The sequence below is a fragment of the Neobacillus drentensis genome, from assembly GCF_021560175.1.
GTDB lineage: Bacteria > Bacillota > Bacilli > Bacillales > Cytobacillaceae > Neobacillus > Neobacillus drentensis_A.
Genome location: NZ_CP091110.1, coordinates 5667072 through 5685067 on the forward strand (window position 1 = coordinate 5667072; position 17996 = coordinate 5685067).

At 42.0% G+C, this 17996-nt stretch carries 14 protein-coding genes; 3 read left to right on the top strand and 11 right to left on the bottom strand.

Translation table 11 applies throughout. The annotated features are described in order from the left end of the window. Positions 1-2: 2 nt before the first annotated feature. The gene (locus tag L1999_RS26885) at positions 3-1007 is read right to left on the bottom strand and encodes a DUF3231 family protein (protein WP_430540055.1); all 1005 of its coding nucleotides are present in this window, start codon (positions 1005-1007) and stop codon (positions 3-5) included. Between the two features lie 79 nt (positions 1008-1086). Next, positions 1087-1968, bottom strand: a complete 882-nt coding sequence (locus L1999_RS26890) for a VanW family protein (protein WP_235741323.1) — start codon at positions 1966-1968, stop codon at positions 1087-1089. Between the two features lie 81 nt (positions 1969-2049). Here L1999_RS26890 and L1999_RS26895 point away from each other — a divergent pair, with 81 nt between their 5' ends. Continuing rightward, positions 2050-2511, top strand: a complete 462-nt coding sequence (locus L1999_RS26895) for a hypothetical protein (protein ID WP_235741324.1) — start codon at positions 2050-2052, stop codon at positions 2509-2511. Positions 2512-2662: 151 nt separating this feature from the next. Then, complete coding sequence (locus L1999_RS26900) at positions 2663-3007, top strand: YjgN family protein (RefSeq protein ID WP_235744476.1); 345 nt, start codon at positions 2663-2665, stop codon at positions 3005-3007. Positions 3008-3177: 170 nt separating this feature from the next. Here the strand turns inward: L1999_RS26900 and L1999_RS26905 are convergent, their stop codons facing one another. The 3 genes from L1999_RS26905 to L1999_RS26915 form a co-directional block, all read right to left on the bottom strand. Then, positions 3178-4101: a glycoside hydrolase domain-containing protein gene (locus L1999_RS26905; protein ID WP_235741325.1), complete on the bottom strand. Its 924-nt coding sequence runs from the start codon at positions 4099-4101 to the stop codon at positions 3178-3180. 128 nt (positions 4102-4229) lie between these two features. Further along, complete coding sequence (locus L1999_RS26910; protein WP_235741326.1) at positions 4230-5033, bottom strand: prohibitin family protein; 804 nt, start codon at positions 5031-5033, stop codon at positions 4230-4232. 53 nt (positions 5034-5086) lie between these two features. Continuing rightward, the gene (locus L1999_RS26915) at positions 5087-5893 is read right to left on the bottom strand and encodes an REP-associated tyrosine transposase (protein ID WP_235741327.1); all 807 of its coding nucleotides are present in this window, start codon (positions 5891-5893) and stop codon (positions 5087-5089) included. 308 nt (positions 5894-6201) lie between these two features. On the opposite strand from L1999_RS26915, the gene L1999_RS26920 reads away from it, so the two are divergent. After that, positions 6202-6768, top strand: coding sequence for an LOG family protein (locus L1999_RS26920; RefSeq protein ID WP_235741328.1), 567 nt, complete (start codon positions 6202-6204; stop codon positions 6766-6768). A gap of 355 nt (positions 6769-7123) precedes the next feature. Here the strand turns inward: L1999_RS26920 and L1999_RS26925 are convergent, their stop codons facing one another. From L1999_RS26925 to L1999_RS26950, 6 genes are all read right to left on the bottom strand, one after another. Further along, on the bottom strand, positions 7124-9346 hold the full coding sequence (locus L1999_RS26925) for an alpha-galactosidase (protein ID WP_235741329.1): 2223 nt from the start codon (positions 9344-9346) through the stop codon (positions 7124-7126). 75 nt (positions 9347-9421) lie between these two features. Continuing rightward, complete coding sequence (locus L1999_RS26930; RefSeq protein WP_235744477.1) at positions 9422-12442, bottom strand: beta-galactosidase, LacZ type; 3021 nt, start codon at positions 12440-12442, stop codon at positions 9422-9424. 393 nt (positions 12443-12835) lie between these two features. Further along, positions 12836-13654, bottom strand: a complete 819-nt coding sequence (locus L1999_RS26935) for a carbohydrate ABC transporter permease (protein ID WP_430539994.1) — start codon at positions 13652-13654, stop codon at positions 12836-12838. Beyond that, positions 13647-14570, bottom strand: coding sequence for a carbohydrate ABC transporter permease (locus L1999_RS26940; protein ID WP_430539995.1), 924 nt, complete (start codon positions 14568-14570; stop codon positions 13647-13649). The genes L1999_RS26935 and L1999_RS26940 overlap by 8 nt, the downstream gene beginning before the upstream one ends. A 188-nt stretch (positions 14571-14758) precedes the next feature. Further along, complete coding sequence (locus L1999_RS26945; protein WP_235741330.1) at positions 14759-16045, bottom strand: ABC transporter substrate-binding protein; 1287 nt, start codon at positions 16043-16045, stop codon at positions 14759-14761. Positions 16046-16221: 176 nt separating this feature from the next. Continuing rightward, positions 16222-17982, bottom strand: a complete 1761-nt coding sequence (locus L1999_RS26950) for a sensor histidine kinase (protein WP_235741331.1) — start codon at positions 17980-17982, stop codon at positions 16222-16224. Between the last annotated feature and the right edge of the window lie 14 nt (positions 17983-17996).

The following is a 17996-nucleotide window of genomic DNA, read 5'->3' on the forward strand; positions in this document are numbered from 1 at the left end:
CGTTATTCCGTGAGTTTATTCCGGTCTTCAATTTGTGGAGGTTCTTCCATCCAACCGTTTTGGATCATAATTTTTCCTCCTTGTTGAGCAAATCTGAAAATATCTGCTGCAAGTACCGCCATTTTGGCCGGCAGGTCATTTCGTAAGCTAAAGGCACCGCCTAATGCATTACTTCCAAGTCCAAAGGTGGTTAACAAACTGGTATTGTACAACATTAATTTATCAGAGAATGGTGCAACTTTTGACGCTGTTGCTTTTCCCGCATGTGTAGCGGGAGGTTCAATGAAACTTTGGCGTAAAAACTCGCCTAAGTCCATTTCAATTTTTCTTGACAATTTCATTCCCTTGACAAGATAGTCTTGAACATCCTCATGTGAAGCAACTTGTGCAAATCCAATCATTAATTGCATTCCGACAAGGTTTGTTTCAATGGCATGATGGATCAGGGAGACCTCAATCGTGTTAAGAGATCTCGGCTCATTTAGCAAATTAAAACCACTCCGATAATCGGTATCTTGTACAAAACGCACTTCTTTCGGCATGGATACATAAGCTGGACGAACCAAAACCCCTTTTTCTAAAAGGAATTGGGTGGATTCACTGTTCAACGCTTGCGCTTCTGCAGTCAAGTTGATAAAAAGATCATTAATATCTTTCCGATAAGACATCCCACAAAAAAGCGCGTAAAGACTCATCTCCACCTTCGTCATCATATGTAAGTACATGATATTGAACATGTAATCATATAACTTTGGCACGCCTTTATGAACATCCTCGTCTGTAAAACCAATAGGAATAACTGCCCCTTCTTGTTCAAAAATCTCCTTAATGGTCTCTATCGTCTTGGAAGCCCCATCATAATGAGTTTGCAACAATGGTCTTTCATCATTCTCAGCGTGCTCAATAAAATGCTCTAAAATTCTCATAATCATCGTCTTTTCTTGATAAGCCATCCACAAATTCGCTAATTCTGAAGATGTAATCGGAATTCCATTCAAAGTCATTATGATAACCCCTCCTGTTAGATGCACGGGGACGGTTCTCTTGCTTCCGATTTGGAAGCAAGAGAACCGTCCCCACGCTTATTTAGTAAGAAAGATAGGGAACTTTTTTGGGCTTGTAGGTGATGACATCGGATGAATAAATTTCTACTTTTAATTTGCCGCGTAACATTTTGGCTTGAATGAGGATGGGTTGGTTGTATTGATTTTTAAAGATCAGATCAGGCCCATTCCAGCTAACCGTGGCATCCCGCTTTGGAGGAACGTAGGTAACCTCTTTGCTGTGGGAGTAACGATGAATCACATTCAATCCTGCACTATCAATCGCATTAAAGAGGGTGGATGAAACCTGACAAATGCCGCCGCCATAGTCTTCTGCATACTCCCCTTTAACAATCACAGTAGCAGGCACATATCCTTTCCTTGCGGTTCTTTCCCCTACTACTTGATTAAAGGAAAAGGTTTCACCCGGAAAAAGAACAAAATTATTAATCGATTTTGCGGCAAGATAGATATTATGATTTCTTTTTTTATTATTGGAATTAAAGTAAGTTAGGTATTGGCCTATTTTTTCAATTCGTATATTTCCAAGTAATTCACTATCAACCTTAGGGGAAACCATTTGTAAAGGGACTTCCAATTCGGATGCTCCCTTATTAAAATAATAAGCAAGAACCTTTTCAGTGAAAAGCTCGCGATTTAAACGATAACCGACCTGCTCTGGGATAATCGTTCCGTTGTGATCAATAATGGCATTTCTAGGCACCGACGACACTTGCTTGTCCAATTCGTCCATATATGTTTTTAACTTTTCCGGATTAATAATGGGTAATTCCGGCATAATGGTCGAAAAATTAGCACGGTTTACCACTGAGATAGGATGCCCATTGTTCGTGATTAATAATTCGCCTGGCATATTCACTTGCTGCGATAACATGACGAGCCCAAGTAACCAAGTAAAGTTCATGCACTGAAACCTCCCTACCTTTATTATGAGTAAAATAATTAATTTCATGTAATTCACTGTAAGCAACGGAAGGAAATAAAAATGACACAAATTACATTTTTAGCCTCATCCAAACCCTTTAAGATCCCTGATGAAATCGAAGAATACAATAATCGGACATTTTTTGACCGTGAGGAGGATGCTATCTATTTCTCTGTGCAGGAAGTCGATGAATATTGGGAAAGGCTAGTGGATGGTTTATTTTCTTTGCCCTATATTTATGAAGTTAATGGAGTTGGAAACCGTTTATTTTTAACATACATTGAAAAGTATATGGAAGTAGGAGAGGTGTTAGAAATTTACCATGTGCCAAATCAACATGCCTTTGAGGACTACAAACAAAGAATGGAAGCACATCCGGAGCCGATTGAAGTGAATGTAGGAAGGTTCACGTACCAGGACATTTATGGTTTGTATCAATTACATCCTAAAAAGTGGCTAGAAGAACTGAGCCACCGAAATTATCTAAGCCATTATGGGATTACAACATTTATTAAGTATTGAAAATCATTATTTGTTTTAACCCCTAAATCAGGCTTTTTAAAAAGAGACAAAAACAATGGTCATTTTAATTAAAAATGGAATTTCCACCCATTTATTTATGGTACAATTCTCCTATATTTATTTATTTTTAGGGGGAAATTTAGTGAGTGAAATAACAGCAAACGTACAGCATAATTTCGCTGCACAAGATCAAGAAAGGTCTTATTTTGATGGGGGTCTTTTTCAGTACATAGGCTGGTCTATCTTAGGAGGACTTGTAACGGTCTGCACATTGGGAATTTGCTATCCCTGGGCGATTACGATGATTTTAGGATGGAAAACACGCCACACGGTTATTAATGGGAGAAGATTACAATTCACTGTTTCTGCAGTTGGATTGTTTGGAAACTGGATAAAATGGTGGTTTTTTTGCTTAATTACATTAGGAATTTATAGTTTTTGGTTGTTTATTGCAATGGAAAAATGGAAAACAAAACATACTTCATTTGCTAATTAAACGCTTGGGAAAAATAAGGCCTCCGATTGGAAGGCTTTATTTGATTATTGGCCAGTTCTTCCCTTGCGATAAGACGTTTCCTCAACTAAATGCTTTTCCAACTGGAGTTTCATACATTTTACGTATGGCTTCTTTTATATGTAAAGAAGCAAGAGAACCGTCCCCCTGCTTCACCATAATTGATCCAGAACAGTTGACTGTGTAAGGTTCGTATCGATGTTACAAGTTTTCCCATCTATTCCATATTGCCAGATCGAGATTTTCATATTCTTTGGTGCACCAGGCTGAAAGGCTGGGGCTTTATTTTTCTTAGTGACACCAGGATCCGGATTACTGCTCCAAAGGATGGTTTGAGTTTGAAGATTTTTATTTTTTGAAACAGCCACTTGATAAGCAGCCGACAGTTGACTATCTGGTGTAAAAACCCCATAAATCCCTGGCTTATAAGGTGAGCTATTTAAAGTCTCCACCCATCCCCTTATAAAGGCTTCATCGACGGGATATGTTGGTTCTATATCCGCAAAGATTGCGACTCCCTTAGGTATTCCTATTTTTTGGGCGTAGGCAATTGCCTCCTTGGCCTCTGCTACTCCATTTTGATATCCGACGGCCTCTTTAAAGTGGTTGAAAATCGGCAGGATCTTGATGCCTTGCTGATGAAGGAAATTGACTTCTTCTTTGGACAAACCGATTGACACGTCGCCCTTTGTCTCTAAATATCTGCCAAACACAGCCGGTGCGCCGTAGTTGTCCTTTACACACTGCAGGAATGCTTGGTCAACACGAGAAGCGGTGTCTACCCCCCATACAATCGTAGGCTTTTGTTCTTGAGCTGGTTTATCTTGGGCTTGATTATCCTTAGAGGTTGTATCATTTGGGGGCTGTTGGCCTTGTTTCGTTCCATCTTTGGCTGGTTTACCTTGTTTGCCTGGATCCTTTTGGGGTTTCACGACTTTGGTTGCAGGAACATCCTGGGCAACTTTTGGAGAATTTACTGGAACTGGAGTAGTATTATGGTGGAAGAATACAAGAAGTAACGGAAGAACCAGGATGGCAGTTAAAACAATGCTCGAAATCCATTGGGGTCTCTTCATATCATCCATTCCCTCCATACGGCAATCTCAAGAGCCAGTATATTCAGAATGTCATATGAACGTGTGGGCATGGCGAAGCAAGGGGACGGTTCTCATGCTTCGGAAGCATGAGAACCGTCCCCTTGTTTTCATTTCTTCTCAACCCCACTCAAGTCAATAAATGGAGTGGCTCCACCCGTAACACTCGGCAGGCGTCCATCCCACTTTTCGAGAGCCTTTTCTTGAACCTCAATTTGCTTTAATTGGATTAACTCCGGTGTGACTTCCTGCTTTTTCAATCGCAAGGCCTCTGCTTCTGCGCCAGCTTGGGTGACTTGCTGCTGCGCTTCAATCTTGATTCGTTCTAAATCCCTTTGAGCCTTTAACGCATTTTGTTCAGCTGTTTGTTTCAATTCAATCGCTTTATTGAATTCCTCACTAAAGGCAAACTCTTTAATATTGATATCTTCTAGAAACATATAATACTTTGTTAACTTTGTGGCCAGCATCTCCTTCACTTTAGCTGACACTTCTGGACGTTTGGAAATTAGCTCTTCGGCGGTATATTGAGCTGTCACTGCCTTTAATGACTCAGCGATGGCAGGGTCGACGATACGAGAACGATAATCAGGACCGATTTCTTGGTATAGCTTATTGACGGCACCTGGATCAACCGAAAAATTGACAGCCACGTTAGCTGTGACCATTTGTAAATCCTTTGAAGCGGCTGTTTGAGAACTTTCTTCTTTTTGGACTCGAACCTCCACCTGTTCCACATTTTGAATGAACGGTATCTTAAAGTGAAAGCCTTCCGTTAAAATCGTTGACTTGACTGCCCCTAATTGCAATAAGACCCCTCGATTTCCAGATGCCACCGTAGTGCCCGAAAAAATAAAAAGCACGACCACCACCACTACGATCAAGCCGCTTACCATTAATTTGCTGTTTCTCATGATGCCTCCCCCCTCCTCTTAAGACTATATGAGCAAAGGGACGGTTCTCATGCTTATTTCGAAGCATGAGAACCGTCCCCTTGCACCTTAAATATCAGACTGGCCGACAGACCCAAAATTCTAGCAGCCTGCCGCTGTGACAAACCTCTGATATTTTTGATTTCTCGTAACAGCTCATCTCTTTGCAGCCTAGGTAAGCTCTTTACCTGAGCGATCTCAATTGTACTAAGTATTTTCTTTATTTCTATTCTTGCCTCTTCATCCGTAAATCTTCTTCTATAGATCTCTTGTTCATCCAGAAAATTTCCTTTAGCATCCTGCTCATTGAATTCAATGAACCGAGCTTTGGCTAAGGATGAATCGTCCGAAAACAACTTGAGGATATAATCGGTATCATACAGCTTTTTGGGAAAAGGCTGTTTCCCATAGTACCCTGGACAGCTGCTCCACCTCCAATCATTGACTCTGTCCACCATTCCCGCTTTTACAGGATTTTGATGAATGTATCGAACTACATTTAACAAACCCAGAAAACTGTCTATACAAATACTTCTAAATCGATCCTGAAAAAGGTGGCCGGTTGTTTGATATTTATCGTTATAATAAGAAACAAAGCTTACGCCAACCCGTTTCATGGTAATCGAAAGGGTTTCATTACCTTCTTTCACAAGCAGATGGACATGGTTACCCATTAAACACCAAGCATAGATATCCACTTCCGCTTTCATTTTATATTTCTCGACAATACTAAGAAATCTTAGGCAGTCTTCCTCATCATGGAATAGTTCCTGTCGATTCGCTCCTCTCAACATGACATGGTAAATACCGCTGCGACTCTTCTCGCGAGCAACTCGAGGCATCTTGATCACCACTTACCAAAGATAAATTTTTTATAGCATTTGAAAAAAAGAAAGGGAATAAAAAATAAGAATCGGGGGAAACAAACTATTGGTTAATAAATGGAGCTTTTTGAATCAATGTGAAGTTTACATAAAATTTGAGTGAAGTAAGATAGAAAGGTTGGAAGAGGACTTTCCAATGTTTCCGGGTTTGTAGGATAATTATACAAATCTATCATATACTAAATTATCAAACCTTTCATCACAAATTTAATATAAAAAATAAGAAGCAAAAGAACCGTCCCTTTGCTTCGAAAAGGAGTCCGTTCATGAAACGAATAGCAGTTTATTGCGGTTCAAGTTTTGGTGCTTCAGAGGATTATAAGCTTGGAGCGATGGAGTTAGGAAAAGAGTTAGCGAAACGGAAGATGACTTTAGTTTACGGTGGTTCTAGTAATGGCTTGATGGGGGCTGTTGCAGATACGGTATTGCATGAAGGCGGGCAAGTCATTGGCGTTATCCCAAAAGTGCTAGGCGACCGTGAAATTTCACATACCGGGTTAACACAATTATTTACCGTTAGCACCATGCATGAGCGAAAAGCAAAAATGGCAGAATTAGCCGATGGATTTGTGGTCCTGCCTGGAGGAACCGGAACATTAGAAGAGTTCTTTGAAATATTCACTTGGGGTCAGATTGGACTGCATCAAAAACCATGTGGCTTGCTGAACATTCAGCACTACTATGACCCGCTCATCAGCTTATTCGACCACATGTTCAACCAGAAATTCCTCCAAGAAAAATTCCGCTCCATGCTCTTAATCGAAGAAAAACCAGCTGCACTCATCGACCAATTCTACCATTACGTAGCACCGACAATAAAATCATATGATTAAGAAGCATGGGGACGGTTCTCATGCTTCCTTCAAATATAAATGGTCAAAATTGGTTTATGTAAAAATGTTGAATATATAAACATTTTTTTGTATAATTATTCTGGGTTGGATGGTAAATGTGTACATCACTGTATTTAGCGTAGGTGGGGCTGATACAAATTAAAGCAAGAGCTCTTTGGCTCTTTTAACGAGTAAAATCTTACTGTATATAATTGAATTTTTATGAAATAAAAAGCCGCCATTAACATTGAAAACGTTAATGCCGGCTTTATTTATGAAATCTAGGAGAATTACGGGGAAGCACAGGGACGGTTCTCATGCTTCGGAAGCAAGAGAACCGTCCCTATGCGTCTTTCTATCTACTCTTTACATAAAAAACCTCTGATTGGAAGTCTCCGCCGCGCAGGGCTTGTTTGCTATTGGCACCATTAAATTCGGTTGGGAGCGGCAGACCCACTTGCATTAGCTCATCTCCATAGTAGTCTCTTCCTTCTGCTTGATAGATTCTCCCTTCGTCTAATCCGCTTAAACGTAAGGTCTGATGTTTCCGTCCATTTGGTGTAGCCAAAACTTTATAGTACCCTACCAGCGCCTCGGATTGATCCGGACTTACCACCATCCAAGCGGTCTCATTCCCCTCAAACGGACTTAACAGGCGATAAAACTGGCCATCACGGATTAAGCTGCGGTGTTGTTTATAAAAAGCCACCTGCTCCTCAATTTCCTCCCGTTCTTCTTCCGATAACAACAACGGATTTAATTCATAGCCAAAGGTACCAAAATAAGCGGTATTGGCCCTCGTCGATAAAGGCGTCTCCCGTAAGGTTTGGTGATTCGGAACAGCCGACACATGAGAACCCATACTATAAATTGGATAAGCAAAAGATGTACCATATTGGATCTTCAATCTTTCCACCGCATCCGTATCATCACTCGTCCATGCCTGCGGCGCGTAATACATCATCCCAGGGTCAAAACGTCCCCCTCCGCCGGCACAGGACTCAAATAACACGTGCGGAAACTCACTAGTCAGTCGCTCATAAAGACGGTACACCCCTAAAATATAACGATGGAAAAACTCTCCCTGCTGGCGGGCAGATAAGACTTGCGAAAAAGCCTCCGTAATATTTCGATTCATATCCCACTTAATATACGAAAGATTCGTCCGCTTCATGATATCGGACATCTTCTCATAAATATAATCGACAATCTCAGGTCTCGAAAAATCAAGCACAAGCTGGTTCCGCCCCAGCGTATAGGACTGACCCGGCACCCCGACAGCCCAGTCCGGATGCTCTCTAAACAACTCACTATTAGGACTAATCATCTCCGGCTCAAACCAAAGCCCAAACTTCATGCCCGTTTCCGAAATCTTCGCCGCTAAACTTTCCAGACCATCAGGCAGCTTATCAAAATCGACGTGCCAATCCCCCAATGAGGAAGTATCGTCATTTCGTTTGCCAAACCAGCCATCATCCAGGACAAACAACTCGATCCCTAATTCACTCGCTGACCTGGCAATATCCACGAGTTTTTCTTCATTAAAATCAAAATAAGTCGCTTCCCAGTTGTTAATCAAAATCGGACGATCTTCCGTCTTCCACTGCTTTGGAATCAAATGTTGACGATAAAGCGTATGGAAAGCCTGGCTCATCCCGTTCAAACCTTGATCCGAGTAAACCATAACCACTTCCGGTGTTTGAAAGCTTTCAGCCGGCTGCAGATTCCACTTGAAACCCATTGGGTGAATTCCGACTGTCAGCCGGGCCATGTCATAATGGTCCACCTCTACCTGCATCAAAAAATTGCTGCTATAAACAAAGTTAAAGCCGTATACTTCCCCTGTATCCTCGGTAGCAGCTGGCCGTTTAAGGGCTAAAAACGGATTATGATGGTGCGAGCTGGCTCCGCGCAGACTGGAAATCGATTGAATGCCCATTTCCAAGCTCCGCTCCTTCACCTGCCGTTCCCTCGACCAAGTCCCCGCTAAATGGGTAAATATAAACTCTTTATCAGGCAGGTCGACTGATGCCCCCATTAACCGATCAATCACCAAATTCCCTGTTCCTTCATTTTTTAAAGAAGCACTTCTTGTGATCACCGGTTGATCTCGAAAAATCGTATAATGAAGCGTCAATTCCGCCTGTAAAAATTGATCTCTCAAGACAATTTGGAGTGTGCTCGCTTCCTCATCATCGTTAACATAGGTGGAAGGCAGCCCTTCAAGCCGAGGTTTCCCCTCAACAATTTTAAAAGAATCATAGATAAAATTAGGGACATGCGGGACATCTTCTTTCCCGACACTGATTGCAGGTTCCCGAAAATCAGAGTTCCCATAGGCCGGATATTCTTGACGCAGCGTTTCTAAACTAAACGCAGGGTCATCTTCATACGGATGACAGCTGGCAGGGGTAGGAACATCATACGTTTGCAAATGGGAAAAATCACTTCGGTGCCTTAACGCCTTCCCATAATAAAGATGACCCAGCTGGCCATTTTTCATCACATGAAAAATATAGCTAACCTTGCCGTTGGTTAAATGAAATTGATTGTTTTCTTGATTAGTATATATGAACATAAAAAGCGTCACCTTCTCCAAAATGATATAACTACAAGTGAAGAGTCCCTCAGATTGCGGGACTCTTCCATAGTGTTAAACTCTTTGAATCATAAACTCAAATTCGATATTTTCATTGGCTTTAATCAGGTGTTCCTCGTGTACCGGTGCTCCCCAGCTATCGTCACCGCCAACCCCCATCTGCCGGCCGGCCACCGTGACAACGGTATAATGAACATTCGGAAGCTCATACACATGCTGTGCATTCTCTAGTTCGAAAGCGGTATAGGGGGAGAAATTGCACTCCAACGGCTTGCCCACAGAAGAAATTCGCAGACCACGTCCGTTTTCATTCGTCACACTCACTCTGCGGACTCCAGTGCGATTTCCAGACTCCTGCGGCATCACATAGCTTGATAGATTATCAGTTACTTGATTTTTAAAGATCCCAAGCCTTGCTCCCATCGCACGGTCCGAATAATTCTCTTCCGGACCCATCGCGTACCACTCCAGCTGGTTGTAATCAGCCGGTACCTTGAACGACACCGCAAAAATTGGCAGCTGCGGCAGATTCTCAGCTCCTTTATAAGCTGACTTCACTTGAACATTTCCATCTGGATACACGGTGTACACCGTCTTCACCTCAATCTCGCTGTTAATTGAGAATTGATACGTAAACGCAACTCGTACTTGACTACTGCTTTCTTCTACTTGGAAATCGACACATTTCCTTGCCAGGCTGGCCGCATACCAAAGACCGGAATGGAAGCTTTGCGAATAGCCGCGGTCATTATCTGTCGTCGCTCTCCAGAATAAGGGAGCCGGTGGAAGAGCAATCATTTCTCTTCCTGCATAATTCAAGGAAACAAGACTTCCCACCGCTTTTGAAAACATAACAGTGAAATCTCTGCCGTGAACGCCAATGTTCACATCACCATGCGCGACCCGCAGTTCTCCTTTTACAGGAGCTTCCTCTTTCGCACCTACTTGATAAACAAATTGTCCAAACGCAATCTCATATCCTGCTTCTGCCCATAAGGTGCTTTCTTTCAACTTGAGTGAAGTTTGAACACAATATTCACCGGACTCAGCTGCGATGTCTTTAGGCAGTGCAAACTCGAAACGTCCCTCGCTTTGCGGTGCCACACTGGCTGAAAGTCTGTTTCGATAGACTTCCCTGCCCTCTAGGAATAGAACATATTCCAATTCAAAGGCATCCGTATTCGAGAAAAGACTCTCATTTTTAACCGTAACCCCCGTCTGATTTGGCCGCAGTTTAAAGTCTTGATATAAAAATTTCACTTCCTGCATCTTTGGTGAAAGTTCACGGTTTGCATACACAATTCCATTTGTACAAAAACCATAATCGGTCGGACGATCGCCGAAATCTCCGCCGTAAGCAAGGTATTGATGACCGTAGCGGTCTTTTTTATAGAGCGATTGATCGATATAATCCCAAATAAATCCACCTTGATACATCGGATACTTCTGTTCTAAATCCGTGTACTTGTACATACCCCCAAGCGAATTCCCCATCGCATGCATGTACTCACAGCTGATGTACGGCTTCTCCGGATTTTCGGTTAAATATTTTTCAATATCGACCGGCTTTGCATACATCCGGCTTTCTATATCACTGGTTGCATTATAGTCACGGTTATGGAAAACTCCCTCATAATGCACCAGGCGGCTTGGATCTGTGCTCCTAAAATAATTCGATACGTTTTGAATCACTTCACCTGCATAGGACTCATTCCCACAAGACCAAATTAAGATGGAAGGATGATTCTTGTCCCGCTCCACCATGGAAATCGCGCGGTCCATGACAATGTCTTGCCATTCCGGCTTATTCCCTGGAACATTCCAAGAAGGTTCGACCGCCCCCATCTTTTGCCAAGATCCGTGCGTTTCAAGATTCATTTCATCAATCACATAAACCCCATACTCGTCGCATAGCTCGTACCAATAGCTCTGATTTGGATAATGAGACGTACGAACTGCATTAATGTTATGACGCTTTAACGTTTTAATATCCCATAACATATCTTCTTTTGTAATCGCCCGTCCGCTTCTTGGGTTAAATTCATGACGATTCACCCCTTTGAACACGATCCGCTCCCCATTGAGGCGCATCACTTTATCCACCAGTTCAAATCTTCTAAAACCAAGCTTCTGCGGCACCACCTCGACCAGCTGGCCCGCTTCATTAAACAGCTGCACATATAATTGGTATAGATAAGGACGTTCAGCGCTCCACAATTCCGGTTTATCAATATTCATGGTGAACGAACATTGGTCATCCGCCTCTTCGACATTGGCGAACGCAACCATTTCACCATTTTGATTGAACAATTCAGCCATAACACTTGAAGACCCCGAACCTCGCAGCTTTAAGTCTGCGGTTAACGTCCCTTTTGAAAAAGTAGCGTCTAACTCCGGACGGACATGTAAATCAGCCACATGAATTTCCGGTACGGTATATAGGTAAACATCACGGAAGATCCCCGAAAACCGCCAAAAATCCTGATCTTCAAGCCAGCTTCCCGTACTTCTTTGGTACACTTCTACCGCCAGCTTGTTCTCTCCCTCTGTTAAAAAAGCGGTAAGCTCAAACTCTGCCGGTGTAAAGGAATCCTCACTGTAGCCGACAAACTCTCCGTTCAGCCAAACATAGAAAGCCGACTCTACACCTTGAAAGGAAATATAAACCGGCTTCTTTTCCATATTGGCTGGAACCGTAAAAGTTTTTACATAGCTGCCCACAGGATTATGGTCCGTCGGAATTTCTGGCGGGCGGATCTCGTTATGTCCATCCCACGGGTACATCGTATTCACATATTGCGGCTGACCGTAACCCTGGAGTTGAATGTGGCCAGGAACGGTAATATTCCCCCATCCAGAAACATTAAAATCTAGTTTATAAAAATCTTCCGGACGGTTGTCTGGATTAACCGCATAATGAAATTTCCAGTCGCCATTTAACGAATGGCGCAGTTTCATTGGAGCCGCGCTTTTTGCTTCATCCATCGTCTCGTAGTATCGATGGTCAGAATGTGCGGGAAGACGATTGACCGCAAATACATTTAAATCCGTAAGCCAATTAGTAGTTGGAATCATTTTATCTTTTACCCCTTTTAATTTTTGGTTCTGTTTTGATTGAAGCTGCTTTTCATTTACCAAAGTGGCGCTCGTATTCCCTTTTGGGTCAATGAATCGACCTTTCATTTACCGAAGTCGCGCTCGTATTCCGCTCTCGGGCAATGAACTGCCTCTTCATTGACCAAAGCAGCCCTCATATTCCGCTCTCGAGCAATGAACCACCTCTTCATTGACCGAAGCAGCCCTCCTATTCCGCCCTCGGTCAATGAAACACCTCTTCTTTTACCGATGCAGCCCTCATATCTCGCCCTTGGGCAATGAGCCGCCTCTACTTTTACCAAAGCAGCCCTCATCTACCAATTTTCATCCATGAACCGTATCAAAAACAACAGAAATTTTTCAAAAAAATGTCTATTTCACCGATCCCATCATCCCTGCAACAAAGTGCTTCTGCATGATAAAGAAAATCAACGCAGCCGGCAGCGTGGCAATCACGATCGCCGTCATAATCATTCCGAAATCTGGTGAATAACTAGACCCAAGAACAGAAATCAATAACGGAATCGTCTGATGCTCCGGAGACTGCAACACAACAAGCGGCCATAAATAACTATTCCAGCTAGCCATAAACGTAATAATCGCACCGGCAGCATAAGTCGTTTTCATCGTTGGCAAATAAATTCGGAAAAAACAGCCAAGCTCGGTCAAACCATCAATACGACCTGCTTCTAAAATATCCTTTGGAAACATTTTCGTACTCTGGCGAAAGAAAAAGATCAAAAACGCCGTTGTCACCGTTGGTAAAATAACCGATGCAAACGTGTCAATTCCCAAAAACGGGACAGATTGAGAAATCATGCCAAACATTCTGAACAAAGGAACCATGAGAGCCGCAAATGGAATCATCATCGACAATAACAAGAAATTAAACACCATGTCTTTTGCTTTACTTTGATAAATCTCAAATCCATAGCCCGCCAAGGAAGCAATCAGCAAAGAAAGCACGGTGGTCGTAATGGAAATCTTGGTTGAATTCATTAAAGCAGGTACAAGGTCGACCGTGTCCAACAGATGGTGTAAGTTCTCCATAAAATGGCTGCCTGGTAATAAACGGCCTTTTGTCACATCGACTGATTTATTGGTGGCGCTAACAATCATCCACAAAAATGGAAAAATAGAAACGATGGCACAAACGGCTAAAAATCCATAGCTAAATACTTTTTTAATCATTTTTATCACCTGCCACTTTGAACTGGATGATCGAGAAGATCACGATCATAATCACAATTGCGTACGATACGGTTGCTGCATACCCGAAGTCAGGCGTGTATTTAAAGGACAAGTTGTAGATGTACTGGGAAATTGTCATCGTCGCGTTGCCCGGTCCACCTTGGGTAATATTCATGACTTCATCAAACAACTGAAGGGTACCGATTGTTGACGTAATCGACGTAAATAAAATGATCGGCTTCAACATTGGGATAGTAATTTTGAAAAAAGTTTGAAAGCTTGAAGCCCCATCAATCTTGGCCGCTTCATAAATTGATTGATCAATATTTTGCAGAGCAGAAAGATAGAAAATCATGTTATATCCGGTCCAGCGCCAAGTAATCGCCACAATGATCGCGATTTTTGCCCAGAAGGGATCAGTCAGCCAATGAATCGGCTCGGAAATAAGCGATAATTTTACGAGGAAAATGTTAATAATCCCTTGCTCACCAAACAAATATTTAAAGATAACCGAGTAAGCCACCAGTGAGGTGACACATGGCAAAAAGATCGCCGTGCGGAAAACGCCTTTCAATTTCATCGTTTTATCGTTCAGCATAACGGAAATAAATAAGGCCAGAAGAATCATCACCGGTACTTGAATAATTAAATAAATGACCGTATTCTTCACGGTTGTAAGGAATGTTGGATCCTTCAATAAGCGGGCATAGTTTTCAAAGCCGACAAATGTAAGGTTTGTACCGGTGCCGGATTGCAACGACATGATAAAAGCCTGAACCATTGGATAAAAATAAAATACACAAATCATCACAGCGGCAATGGCAATAAAAGACCAGCCAATGGCGGTATTTTTGATCCGAAAGCCTCGGGTAGAATGGACAGTTTGGATATTTTGCTTCGTTTTTGCAGTAATCAATCGACTCAACTCCTTATTAGAAAAGCGCAAGCGTCCTGTTCAGCGGACGCTGGAGCTAGACAATTCTCAATTCTATTTTTTCAAAAAAAGCCCCGGAACCATCTCACCTGACGTATGTTGATCGCTCCATTAAACCAATTAGGAGAAGCCGGTGAGTTCCCGAGGCTTAATTTCTTATTAAATTCAGCTTATTTAATTTGCGCCTCAGCTTGTTTTTGGGCATCTTCTAACGCCTTATCAAGCTTTTTACCTTTAATATAGTTTTGAGCTTCCACTGCTAAAAGGTCTTCAATCGCATACGTATGCAAGCCATAGTTGATTTGTGGAATTTGCTCGGTCCATTTCGCAAAATCAGAAACAACCTTCTGTCCGCCAAAGAATTCGTCAGCGGCCTGATACGCTTCACCTTTAGTTGCAGGTGCATACGTACCGATGGCACCCATTTCTTTATTCAAGGTCTGATAGAAATCAACGTTTGAGCCAAATGTTTTGGCAAGGAATTCAGCTGCTTTTTCTTTTCCAGGAACATTTAAAACATACCATGAGCTTCCGCCTAAGTTTGTAGCGTTAACGGCCCCTTCAATATCAAGACGAGGCATTGGAACAACTGCCCATTTACCAGATTGTGCTGCTTCTGCCTTTACAGACGGGGTAATCCAGTTACCTGTAGGAATGGTTGCAACATCACCGTTGTTAAATCCAGCTAAGAATTGACTCCAGTCAGAAACAGGTGTGACTAAATCGGCATCTAAAAGCTCTTTATACGTTTCAAAAGCAACTTTCAATGCTTTATTTCCAGCTAAGTTAGGTGTTTTGCCGTCTTCTTTTGTATACCAAGATCCAGCTGATTGGATCATCATACGAATCAGACCAAGGTCGTTAGGGTCTTGTGTCAGCATGTTTTTACCAGTTGCTGCTTTTACTTTTTTCCCAATTTCAATGTACTTTTTCCAGTCAATATTTTGTAAATCGGCTACTGTGTAACCAGCTTTTTCTAAATAGTCCGTTCGAACGTAAAGTCCTGCTACACCCGTATCAAATGGAAGGCCGTAGTTTTTACCATCCACGCTTGTTGGAGCAATTTTATACTGTGCAAAATCTTTTGCATTAAATTTTCCAGTTAAATCATAGAACATATCAGGATAAGCCTGAAGGAAGCTTTGAGCACGATAATCTTCAATCAATACAATATTTGGCAGACCCTTAGTCGTGCCAGAGCTTAAGCTTGTATTCAACTTTTGAATAATGTCATCTTGGGCATTTTCAATTACCTGAATATCAACGTCTGAATTGATCGACTTATAGGCATCTTTTGCTAGTTTCATCGCTTTAATATTAAAATTAGGATCCCATGCCCATACCGTTACTTTATTGGTATCCTTTGAAGTTCCTGAAGCCTCTTCTGTTTTCGAACCTGAAGAACAGGCAGCTAACATCAGGATACTGACTAATAATAGTGCAAGTACCTTTTTCATCTAATTTCCCCCCAAGTATAATTCAGTATCTTTGTAAGCGTTATCCCGCTTACAAGTACAATGTTAGCACCCTCTAAGGGGAATCCGTTAGGACGATATTTTTATAAATTTGTACTATCTTTACAAGGTGAATCCGCTTACTTTTTTAAAAATTGGACTATTTTTAGATTTTAGGACTATTTTTGGATCGGAAGAGAAACTCGCACCTTTGTCCCTTTGCCAAGCTCACTCGTGATGGTTACCCCGTAGGATTCACCATAGATCAGTTGAATTCGCTCATGAACATTTCTTACCCCAATCCCGGAGAATGCCTGTTTTCGCTTCGTACTAGGCAGATGGCTTTCCTCTGAAATTTCCATCCCATCCCCATTATCGACAATCTCGCAAATCAACTGATCTCCTTCCAGCCAGACGAGGACATGAATAGATCCTTCTGGTTTATGGTTGAAGCCGTGAAAAAAGGCATTTTCCATAAAGGGCTGAAGAATCAGTTTTGGTATTTGCAGGTCCAGACAATCTGGTGAAACGAAGTAGTTGACTTTAATCCGGTCACCGTAGCGTTTTTGATTGATGAAGACATAATTTCGTAAATTATCGACTTCCTGCTTTACCGTAATCGTTTCACTAACATTACCAAGTGTGTTCTGCAATAAGGAAATTAACGATTGAATCATCAATTCGGTTTCTTCCTTACTTCCCTGCCCCACCATAAACTTGATCGAGGCCAATGTGTTGTATAAGAAATGCGGGTTTATTTGCTGCTGCAGGGCGGCGAGCTCGGCATTACGGCGCTGTTTTTGTGATAATACCAGCTGATCGACATATTCGTGGAGTTCATCCAGCATCGAGTTAAACGCCGTGCCGATCTGCCTTGTTTCGTACGTACCAGACACTGAAACATATTCGTCAAAGTCATGTTCTGATGCACTTTTAATTTGCTTGACCAGCTTTGACAAGCCATTTGTCAACCGCCTCGAGGCGAAAAGCACGAAAAATAGAGCCACAAAGACAATCCCCATTGAAATAAGCAGGATTTTCTTTTTGTCAATTAAATCTCCAAACGCGGTTTCCTTATCAATGATGTTAAGCATGTACATATCAAAAGATGGGAGATATTCCATCATAATGATTTGTTCCTTACCCATAAAATCTCCGATAATTTGATTATCCTTTTCGTTCTTCCCGATTTCGACGGCATAATCCCGCAGCTCGGGTGATTTTTTACCGATAAGGTTAGACAGATTACTCGAAACAATCGTGCCTTGCTTATTAATTAAAAAAACATTATTACCTGGAGTGGTGTAATTGGAATAAAATTTTCTAAATTCACTCTCTCGAATGGTAATATACATGGATCCATAGACAATTCCAGACCGATCCATTAACGCCTTGGATGCAATAATGTAATGACCTTCCTCTGTACCGTTACGGTGATCATATTGGTAGAGCAATCTTTTCGGGTTTTCCATTGTATTCCTTGTCAAGATGCTTTTCGTTAACGCTTCATCGGTGATCGGCCAATAGGTACGATCATTGGTTGCATAGTTCACGCCATTTTTCCCTCTTACCATAATGCCAACATCATAAGAAGCCAAAGTGGGTTCAATCCGTTTTGTCAGTTGACTCAGGGTAAAAATGGACGCTAAACGGTCGACGTTCGATCCCTCTTTCGTGGTTAGCACGTCCTTGATCGCCACACTTTGCAGCAAACTGTTAGACGCCATCACCACCGCGTAGTGATACTTCTCAAAACTGTCTTGTACTTGGTCCATCACTTTCGCATTAGTAATGCTGAATTTTTCAAAAAAGAACTGCTCCGCCATGCGAATCGTTGTCCACGTGATCGTGATGGAAACGGTGATAATCATCAGGACGGTAATCAAAAACATCGTGATAAATAAATTGTTATGCCTAAAACGTTCTGGAATGAATCTCATAAGGTTACCATCAC